This is a genomic window from Actinoplanes sp. NPDC026623, assembly GCF_040638275.1.
GTDB lineage: Bacteria > Actinomycetota > Actinomycetes > Mycobacteriales > Micromonosporaceae > Actinoplanes.
Window position 1 is genome coordinate 24,583 of sequence record NZ_JBEZXZ010000091.1, and the last position, 9,134, is coordinate 33,716.

9 protein-coding genes are annotated in these 9,134 nt (G+C 71.0%); 3 read left to right on the forward strand and 6 right to left on the reverse strand.

The annotated features are described in order from the left end of the window. Nucleotides 1-40: 40 nt before the first annotated feature. Genes AB0F10_RS24940 through AB0F10_RS24950 form a run of 3 tightly spaced genes read left to right on the forward strand, consistent with a single transcriptional unit; the run spans nt 41 to nt 3,341 of the window. Nucleotides 41-1,465 carry a family 16 glycosylhydrolase gene (locus AB0F10_RS24940; RefSeq protein WP_360629533.1) on the forward strand — a complete coding sequence of 475 codons (1,425 nt, stop codon included), beginning with the start codon at nt 41-43 and terminating at the stop codon, nt 1,463-1,465. Nucleotides 1,466-1,512: 47 nt separating this feature from the next. After that, on the forward strand, nt 1,513-2,760 hold the full coding sequence (locus AB0F10_RS24945; RefSeq protein ID WP_360629564.1) for a hypothetical protein: 1,248 nt from the start codon (nt 1,513-1,515) through the stop codon (nt 2,758-2,760). A 59-nt stretch (nt 2,761-2,819) separates the two neighbouring features. Further along, a complete protein-coding gene (locus AB0F10_RS24950) occupies nt 2,820-3,341 on the forward strand; it encodes a hypothetical protein (protein WP_360629537.1) in 522 nt (173 codons plus the stop codon). 204 nt (nt 3,342-3,545) lie between these two features. On the opposite strand, the gene AB0F10_RS24955 is transcribed toward AB0F10_RS24950, so the two are convergent. The 6 genes from AB0F10_RS24955 to AB0F10_RS24980 form a co-directional block, all read right to left on the reverse strand. Continuing rightward, a complete protein-coding gene (locus tag AB0F10_RS24955; RefSeq protein ID WP_360629540.1) occupies nt 3,546-4,202 on the reverse strand; it encodes a class I SAM-dependent methyltransferase in 657 nt (218 codons plus the stop codon). Between the two features lie 47 nt (nt 4,203-4,249). Continuing rightward, on the reverse strand, nt 4,250-4,450 hold the full coding sequence (locus tag AB0F10_RS24960) for a hypothetical protein (RefSeq protein ID WP_360629543.1): 201 nt from the start codon (nt 4,448-4,450) through the stop codon (nt 4,250-4,252). A 216-nt stretch (nt 4,451-4,666) separates the two neighbouring features. Continuing rightward, nucleotides 4,667-5,554 carry a sulfotransferase domain-containing protein gene (locus tag AB0F10_RS24965; protein WP_360629546.1) on the reverse strand — a complete coding sequence of 296 codons (888 nt, stop codon included), beginning with the start codon at nt 5,552-5,554 and terminating at the stop codon, nt 4,667-4,669. Continuing rightward, complete coding sequence (locus AB0F10_RS24970) at nt 5,551-7,077, reverse strand: polysaccharide biosynthesis C-terminal domain-containing protein (RefSeq protein ID WP_360629549.1); 1,527 nt, start codon at nt 7,075-7,077, stop codon at nt 5,551-5,553. The genes AB0F10_RS24965 and AB0F10_RS24970 overlap by 4 nt, the downstream gene beginning before the upstream one ends. Next, entirely contained in the window at nt 7,074-8,438 is a 1,365-nt protein-coding gene (locus AB0F10_RS24975) for an O-antigen ligase family protein (protein WP_360629552.1), read from the reverse strand. The genes AB0F10_RS24970 and AB0F10_RS24975 overlap by 4 nt, the downstream gene beginning before the upstream one ends. Before the next feature lie 3 nt (nt 8,439-8,441). Next, on the reverse strand, nt 8,442-9,134 hold a 693-nt coding region (locus AB0F10_RS24980; RefSeq protein WP_360629555.1), incomplete at its 5' end, for a glycosyltransferase.

Consider the following 9,134-nt stretch of genomic DNA (forward strand, 5'->3'; position numbering starts at 1 on the left):
ACCGCAGCCGAGGCGGGGGATCCGCAGCACCCGGTCGCTCGTGCTGATCGCCATGGCGGCGGTGACCGCGATGGCGACGACGCTCGTGCCCGTCTTCGCCGGCGACGACGACGGCCTGACGCTGCACCCGGTCGCCGACGCGACACTTACCCAGGTGCCGCAGGACGGCGACACCAGCGCCAAGACGACCCTGGCGAGCTGCCCGTCGATGTGTGACGGCAACCGCATGGGCCGCCGCGACGCGACGCTGCAGTTCGCCGTCGAGAAGCTGCCGGCCAACGCCGTCAACGTGAAGGCGACGCTGCGGGTCTACGCCTGGCAGGACTTCGCCGCCCGCGTCCTGGCCCGCACCCTGCCGGGCGACCTGAGCGTGGCCGGCAACCCGGCCAGCCTCGCGGTCGCCGGCGCCGCCGAGACGATCGACCGGGTCACCAAGGGCTACAACGAGTTCGACGTGTCCGGCTCGGTGCAGCGCAACGGCACGTACACGTTCGCGCTGTCCCAGGAGAACCTCTACACCCGGATCTACTGGGCGTCGCGGGAGAACTCGAAGGAGAGCCTGCGCCCCGAGCTGGTCCTGTCCTACGACACGCAGGCCAAGCCGTCGGCGACGACGACCGCGCCGAGCACCGCCCTGCCACCACCGCCGGCGACGACCCCGCCGACCACGCCGCCGGCGACCACCAAGGCGCCCGAGCCGACCAAGACCACCGCGCCCACCACGAAGCCCCCGGCGACGACCGCGGCGCCCGACGGCTGGCGGCTGGTCTGGGGCGACGAGTTCAACTCCGGCGGCCTCGACAGGTCCAAGTGGAACCTGCGCGGCGCCGAGGGCCGCGACATCGACCTCGGCTGCAACGTCGACGACCCGAGGAACACGTTCGTCGGCGGCGGCAACCTGACGCTGCGCGCGCTCAAGCAGGCCTCCACCTGCAGCTCGCAGACCCGGCAGTACACGCAGTCCTATCTGGACACCATGGGCAAGGCGTCGTTCACGTACGGCCGCTTCGAGATCCGCGCCAAGTCGCCGAACAAGCCGGAAACCTCGACGGGCCTGTGGCCGGCGTTCTGGCTGCGCCCCGACGACGGCGGCAACGGCGAGATCGACGTCACGGAACTGCCCGGCGGGGCCTACTACCACGCGAAGTCGACAGCGGCCATCTTCTGGGACTACACCCCGGTCAAGCAGGACACCCGGATCGCCCTGCCCGGCGGCGGCATCCCGGCGGACGGATTCCACACGTACACCACGGAATGGGACGCCAGCGCGCTGAAGTGGTACATCGACGGCAAGCTGGTCTGGACCCGGGACCGCACCACGACACCCTGGTACGACAAGGCGTTCAACAAGCCCTACAACATCCGGCTGAACTTCCAGGTCGGCGGCTGGCTGGGCGACCCGGACGCGAGCACCCGGTTCCCGGCGGACTTCGTCGTCGACTACGTCCGGGTCTACCAGCGCTGACCGGGGGTGTTCCGCGCCATGCTCGGTCACCTATCGTCTAGGCCGTGCTGAACGAGTCGAGACGGGCGTCGATCCCCGGCCAGCGGTCCCCGTCCGACCCGCTGGTCGCCGAGGCCGATCCGCGCGAGCGGCAGGACGGCCTCGGCTGGGTCACCCGGGCCATTTTCGGCGACCCCGGAATCCGGGTCGCGGTCGGCGACGACCCGGCCGCCACCGTCCGGTACGCGGTCATCCCGTCCCTCGACAACGCCCGGTTCCTGCTGCCGCTGGCGTCGCGCCGGGTGACGGCGGCGTCGCTGCTCGCCTACAACGCGCTGCGCCCGCCCAAGGTCCGCGCCGGCCGGGCCGCGGTCGGCGCGCTCGCCCGCATCGGCGCCCTCGGCCTCACCCGGGCCCCGATCATTTCCGTGTACGCCGCCACGCCCGGCCTGCTGCTCGCCGGCTTCCTCGCCGGCGAACTCGGCGAGCCCGAACTGCACGCCGCCATCGGAATCCGCCCGCCGGACCCGCACCACAAGCCCACGCTCCAACTCTTCGACGATCGAGGCCACCCCCGGGGGTACGCGAAAATCGGCTGGAACGACGGCACCCGGGCCATGGTCCGCGCCGAGGCCGCGACCCTCGCGAAGCTGCCGGTGGGCGGCGGCTACCCGCCCGCGCCGCGGCTGATGCTGCACACCCGGTGGAACGACCGCGAGATCGCCGTCATCGAGCCGATGCCGCGCAACGTGCGCCGCATCCGCCGGCCGGACAGTCCGCGGCTGGCGGAGATGCTGGCGGTCGCCCGGCGCGGGGGTCCCCCGGCGGAAGCCCGGGGCGTGGCGGGGCTGATCGCGACCTGGCGGGAACGGGCGGCGGGCGCCGACCCGCGCATCCACGCCGCTATCGACCGGCTCGACGGGGACCTGACGCTCGAGTTCGGCGACTGGCACGGCGACTGGGTGCCGTGGAACATGGCCCGGCACCGGCGCGGCCTGCTGGTCTGGGACTGGGAGAACAGCGCGCCCGGCGTGCCCGTCGGCTTCGACCTGGCACACCAGGCGTTCCAGACCACCCTGTCGACGCGGGGACGGCCCGCGGCCGAATGCGCGACGGCCGTCGACGAGGCGCTGCGGCGGCACGGGGCCGCGCTGGGCCTGGACGCGGCCCGGCAGCGGTTCGTCGCCGACGCGTACCTGGTCGAGCTGTGGCTGCGTACCTATGAACTGTCGGGCGGCGGCGCCGGCTGGAACCCGAAACTGCACCCCGCCCTACTAGACATCCTCGCCAACCGTCAGGCGCCGGCTCCGTCCTGACCGCTTCATTCCGCCGCGATCCATTCAGCCGCCGAGCGCGGCCGTGCAAGTATCGGGCGATGACCGACGCATATCCCGCCGCCGACCCCCGAAATGGGTTCGGGTCGTGGTTGCGCACCTTGTGCACCGCCGCCTGGGTGCTGGTCGGTGGCTGCTGCGTCGCCATCGGCCTGTACCTGGGCGGCCGGAACGCCAATGCGTACGAGCCGGAGTGGAACGTCTCGGTGTTCTCCAGCGTGGTGATCGTCGGCGGGATTGTCATGATCGCGCAAGCGCGGCAACGGCCCCGGACAGGCCGGGCGGGCCGGATCGCCGGCGCGATCGTCACCGTCGTCGGGCTGCTGGCCGGCTCGATGGCCCCGATGCAGAAGACCTGCTGCGACGCGTTCTGGTCAGTCAGCCTGGGACTCCCGCTGCCGTGGGCCACCGGCGGCGGCGACACCTGGTCGCAGGCCCTCGGCGACGCCTGGCACGGCACCTGGGACCCGCTGTCCGCGGTCGCGAACGCAATCTTCTGGGCAAGCGCGGGCATGATCGTCGCCGTCGTGATCGGCCTGTACCAGCGCGGAAAGCGAACCTGACCGAGTAGCCGGCGTGCGGCGAGTCAGAGGCAGCTCGGCCGGACGTCACGAGGCGTGTAGGTGATCTCCACTGGTAGATCCCCACGGCCGTGCCGATCACCAGGATCGGTCATCCACCGGTCGCAGATCCGCTCGCCGTAGCAGACCGTCAACTCCGGGACCCGTTGGAGATCCTCCGGGAGCGCCGGTCCCCGTCAGCCCGGCTCAGGCCACCTTGTAAGCGATGAGGGACTTCGTCAGTCCCATGGCCTTCTCCGAACGCAGCACGGCCTCCGGGAAGTAGGCACGCATCTGGGTCTTGTCCACCAGTTCCGTCCACAGGACGCGGGACAACGCCTCTTCGCGGGTGCGGCCGGGGGTGTAGGCGAGCGGCCATGTGCGGGCGATCTCCCGGCGCGCGGCCACCGGCAGGAACTGCATTCCCGGAGCGATCCAGTGGGGCTCGATCGGGAAGTAGCGGTACGGCGTCTGCACCCAGTACGCCGGCGCCAGCGCGTGCACCGCCTCGGCGAAGCGCAGCCGGCGCTCGTGACCGCCGACATGCTCGATGACCGAGTTGCTGAAGACCAGGTCGTAGCGCCGGCCGGCGATCTCGCTCGGGAGGGCGCAGGCGTCGCCGTGATCCACCTCGACCCAGTCCGGCAGATCCGCCGGGGCGGGCTCCAGATTCACGACGTGCACATGCTTGGGCCGCACCGGCAGCTGACGCCAGAAGCCGACCCGGCCACCCAGGTCCACAACGGACATGCTGGACAGATCCGGAAAGGTCTCGGCAAGCCAGCGCGATCGCGCTTCCCGACGCTTGGCGCCCCATGAATCGGGCCGATCGACCAGGCGCCAGCGGAGGGAGTGAAGGTCCATCGCGGCATCGTACAACCAATGCGGGCCCGGCCGTGCGGTCCCGGCGTTCACGCGTACTGTCGTGCCGGGACTCGGTCCGGGGTCGCCGCCTCGCGGTTGACCGGACCCTCCACCGCCGCCGCCAGCCGGCGCGCGATCACCACGAAGAAGAACAGAAAGACCAGCAGCGCCGGGATTCCGTCGCTGTACATCACCATCCAGACCTGGCCCTGCGTGCAGAGCGGCTCGGCGGCGTGGGTGGTGTCCACCAGCGAACGTCGCGACGGAATCGCCGAGCCGGTGGGCAGGCTGATCCTGCCGCGGCCGACCAGGACCGCGGCAGCGCCGGGCCGAACAACGGCCGGCCGAGGTGCAACAGGCCGAGCCATCACCAGAGCGCCATGAGCCCGAACCTGGCGTAGAGGGCCAGAGCGGCAACACCGCCCCTCGAGTGCGTCCCTCGTTCGGCAGTCATTCTGTGATCGTCAGGCCCAGTCGAACGTCATGCCCAGACGCTCCGCGAGCGCCGCGTTATAGGGCCGATAATACGTTTCCAGCTCTGCACGGACCGCCTCGTCCATGCCCTTGCTGGGGCGGTCGTTGAAGACGTCGTAGGACGGCAGATCGTGCGGTGGCAGCCCGACGAACTCCAGAACCTGCCGGTATGTCCGGGCCGGCTCCCGGTACAGGGTCTCGCTCGCCACGAAAAGCAGCTGAGAGGAGTCGAAGCTGTCCAGCCATGGTTCGAGATGCTCGAGATACCTGCCCCGGGCCCGGTAGGAGTACCAGTCGAAGGCGTCGCTGAAGTACTCCGGATCGGCGATCAGCTTCGCCCGCTCGCCCTCGGTGCGGGAGTCCTCGGCCGCCAGCGCCGCGGCGAAGTCCAGCGGTTCCTTGCCCTCCGTGCGCCGTTCCTTCCAGTGCGAGTAGGCCCGCTGCACCGGATCGCGCAGCAGCACGACCATCCGGGCCTGGGGCATCAGGTCCGCTACCCGGCCGGCCACCAGGGGATGAAACATGTACAGCGGCGCCGCCTCGCCAACCTTCGAGGGACCGCCATGCTTGCGTTCCAGGGCGGCGCGCTGCCGAACCGTCGGGAAGTGCGAGCGGTACCAGGACTCGCCCCTTGGCCAGTTCTCCTCGAAGTAGTGCGACGTCTTCGTGTTCCAGGCCGGGAAGAGCCGCGGCACCAGGGGATGCTGGACCAGGTAACGCCACAGCGACGTCGTGCCGCCGCGCTTCGTGCCGATCACCAGGAAGTCCGGCAGGGGCCGCTGGTCGCTGGTCCGCTCGCCATATTTGACCAGCATGTCGCGCATCTGCTCGCGGGCGCGGCGTGGCGCGGCGCTTCTGATCCGTTCCCTCAGTGTCATCCTGGAGTCTCCTGTGTCGCGGCGGGCCGGAGATCGGCCCGGATGTCCTTGAGTGCGAGGCGGACCCGGCCGCTGCCGAGCGAGACGATCGCACCGAAGAGAAGGACCACGAGCGCGGCGCCCAGCCCGGCCAGCCCTCGCCCGCAGACCAGAATGCCGACGCCCGCGGCGAAGCCGGTCGCGGTCGCCACGGCGATGGCGGCGCCGACCAGGGCGCGGCCGAAGAGCGGTTCGCCGAGGGCACGCCGGGCGAGGCCGGCGGCGATCACGTTCTCGCAGACGATCCCGAGGGACCAGGCGATCGCCGCGCCCAGCGCGCCGTGGCGTGGGATGAGCACGACGCACAGGGTCACGTTCAACGCCAGGCCCGAGACCGTGGCCAGCAGGTGGCCCCGGCTGTTGCCGCTCATCAGCAGGACGGTCTGCACCAGCCCGACACCGACGTTGACGAGCATCGCGCCGGCCAGGACCGCCATCGGTGCCGATCCACCGGCGAAGCCGGTGCCGAACAGGGTGAGGAAGGCCGGCGAGAACGCCGCCAGTAACAGGTAGGCGGGACAGGACAGAAGCACGATCCACAGCGTCGTCCGGCGATAAACCTTCGCCGCCTCCGGCCGCCGCTCAGCACCGAGCAGGCGCGACAGTTGCGGCGCGACCGCGACCCTGAGGCCCTGCATGATCAGCAGCCCGGCCAGCGCATAGCGACCCACCGCGCCGAAGATCCCGGCCTCGACCCGGCCGGCCAGCGCAGAGGTGAGCAGCACGCCGACCCACATGCTGCTGGCATCGATCGCGGTGGACAGCGCCCGTGGCAGGGCGAAGGACCAGAACAGCCGACGATCCGCCGCGGGCGCCCGCAGTGTGGCGCCCCGGAACAGACCGAGCGGACCGGCCAGGAGCAGCAGGGCCACCACCGCCGCGACGGCCAGCGGGAGCAGCCAGCCGGCGAACCCCAGGACCACGGAGCCGGCGCCGACGGCGGCCCCGCCGATGAGCAGCGGACGCGCGATCGGCACGGCGATCAACTGCAGGCCGACGTAGGCGCCGACCGTGCGGGTTCCGCGTACCCCACTGAGGAGGACCGTCGCGGTGACGAAGACCGGTACCCCGGCGAAGGCGAGCCGGACCAGGGTGACGCTGTCCGGTGCGCCGTCGAGCAGCACCTCGGCCACCATGGGAGCGCCGAACCAGCCGGTGACGCCCACGACGAGGGCGAGTGCCACCGTGGGCAGCAGCGCCACGGGCAGTAGCGGGGCCGCGTCGCCCGCCGCGCCGAGTGTCCGCCGCGGCAGCGCCCACAACAGGCCGGTGTCCGCGCCCAGGCAACACAGCGGGCCGACGATGCTGACGAGCCCGATGACGCTGAAGAACGCGCCCGCATCGGCCGGCCCGAAGACCCGCACGATCACGGCGGTGAGCACGAACCCGCAGGCACCGTTCACCGCGGCGCCGAGTAGCCCGATCGCGCCGCTGCGCGCGCTGCGCCGCGACTCGATGTCCGCCTGTGGTGCGGTGGTGGTCATGCGCTCGACTCCTGCTGGTCCTGACGGTTGACCGGTCCGTCCAGCGCGGCCAGCCCCAGCGCCACGACGAAGAACAACACCGACATATTCGGATCGATGTACGCGTAGAACGGCGTCACCACCATCGCGATCACCGGTGCCGCGCTGAGCCAGAGGCCGGCGACCGTGATCGAGGCGGTGAGGCGCCGGGCGACGACCGCAAGGAGGAGGTAGAAGCAGAGCGTCGCGGGAATGCCGTGGCTGAAGAGCAGCTGCCAGATCATTCCCTGGGTGCCGAGCGGTTCGGCGGCGTGCGTGGTGTCCACCGTGGTCGGCTGACCGTAGCCGAGCAACGGCGAGTGCAGCACCGCGGACCACGTCTGTGCGTACAGGTCGAAACGGTCCTTGTTCGTGTCGGTGGAGGACGTCCGGCTGTTGATCATGTCGACGACCGGGATGAACAGTGTCACGATCCAGGCGAGCATCAGGATGCCGACGACCGGCACCAGCATCCGGATCCGGCCGCGCAGTGCCTCGCGGCCCAGCAGATAGGCGACGCCCGCGCCGAGGCCGATGAACATGCCGCGGTTCAGCGTCAGGAACGCCGGGACGAGCGACAGCGGCAGCGACACCAGCAGGGCGATCCGCATCGCGCCGCGGCGCACCGACTTCAGGTACGCGAGCACGAACGGCACCAGGAAGCAGTAGGCGGTGCCCCAGTTGTTGGTGTACGGGTACGGCGCTGCCGGCCGGTAGATCGGGTTTTCGCTGAACTTGTTGAACTCGGTCGAGTCCAGGTGTGTCACGTCGAGGATGAACCGCTCGGAGCGGATGCCGTGCGGCAGCGCCAGCTCGAACGGGCTCGGGAAGCTGAACTTCGGCATGAGCACGCCCAGCCAGCCGAGGGCCACCATGGCCAGCCAGAACAGGGCCAGCGGACGGGCGACGCGGGTCCACGGCACCCGGTCGCGGACCAGGTTGTATACGTAGATCCCGACGACGAAGGCGGTGACGAGGTGACCCAGCCGCAGCCCGAAGATGACCAGCGAGGTGACCTTGTCGAGCCTGGTGGCGCTGATCGCCACCAGGGCGAGGAAGACCAGCCAGAACACCGTGCCGGGGGGCATTCGGACCCGGCCGCGGATGGTCAGCAGGGCCACCAGCAGCGCGCCGAAGAAGGGCCAGACGAAGTAGAAGACGCCGAGCACCCACCAGAGCGGCAGCAGCGCGAACATCGCGAAGACGGGCCACACCGGCAGTTTCGCCGTGCGGACCGCCCAGGCGCCGGGCTCGAGGACGCCGGGTTCGACCAGGGCGACCGCACGGGCGCGGGCGGGCGCGGTCGCCCGCACCCGCCGGACCCGTACGGAAGGCTTGACCAAACCTCAGATCCCCTTGCCGCGCTTCTGCGCCATCCGCAGCAGCCGCTCGCCGGTCATCAGGCGGAGGATGACCGGCACGGTCACCAGCACCCGCTTCTCCCGCGGGTTGAGCCGGATGACGGCGGCGAGCTCCCGCATCGCCTCGGTGCGGCGGTTGCCGGAGGCCAGGGCGAACGCGATCTGGCCGCGCAGGCGCGCCATGCCGCTGCGGCTGCGGGCCAGCTCGGGATGCTTGTCGATCAGGTATCGCTGGGCGTCGACGATGGTCGCCCAGCGGCCGAAGTAGAACGAGCCGCCGTGCCAGTCGACGATGACCAGCGCCTGCCGGACCACGGCGATGGGCGTGTGCGCGCAGACCCGCAGCAGCCACTCGTAGTCCTCGCTGTAGCCGCCCGGGATGTCCTCGTCCACCTCGCCCGCGGCGGCCCAGGTCGAGCGCCGCACCAGCATGGTGCTGGAGTGCACCTCCATGACCCGGTCGGCGAGCAGCTCGTCGAGGACGACGCGGTCGCGGTCGAGGACGCGTTCCTTGTCGATGCCGGGGCCGCGCAGCCGCAGCCCGCAGCTCACCGCGCCGATCTCCGGGTCGGCGAGCCGCTCGACCTGCCGGCTGAGCTTGGTGGCCAGCCAGATGTCGTCGTCGTCGCAGAAGGCCAGCAGCTCGCCGGTGGCCGCGTCGACGCCGCTGTTGCGGCC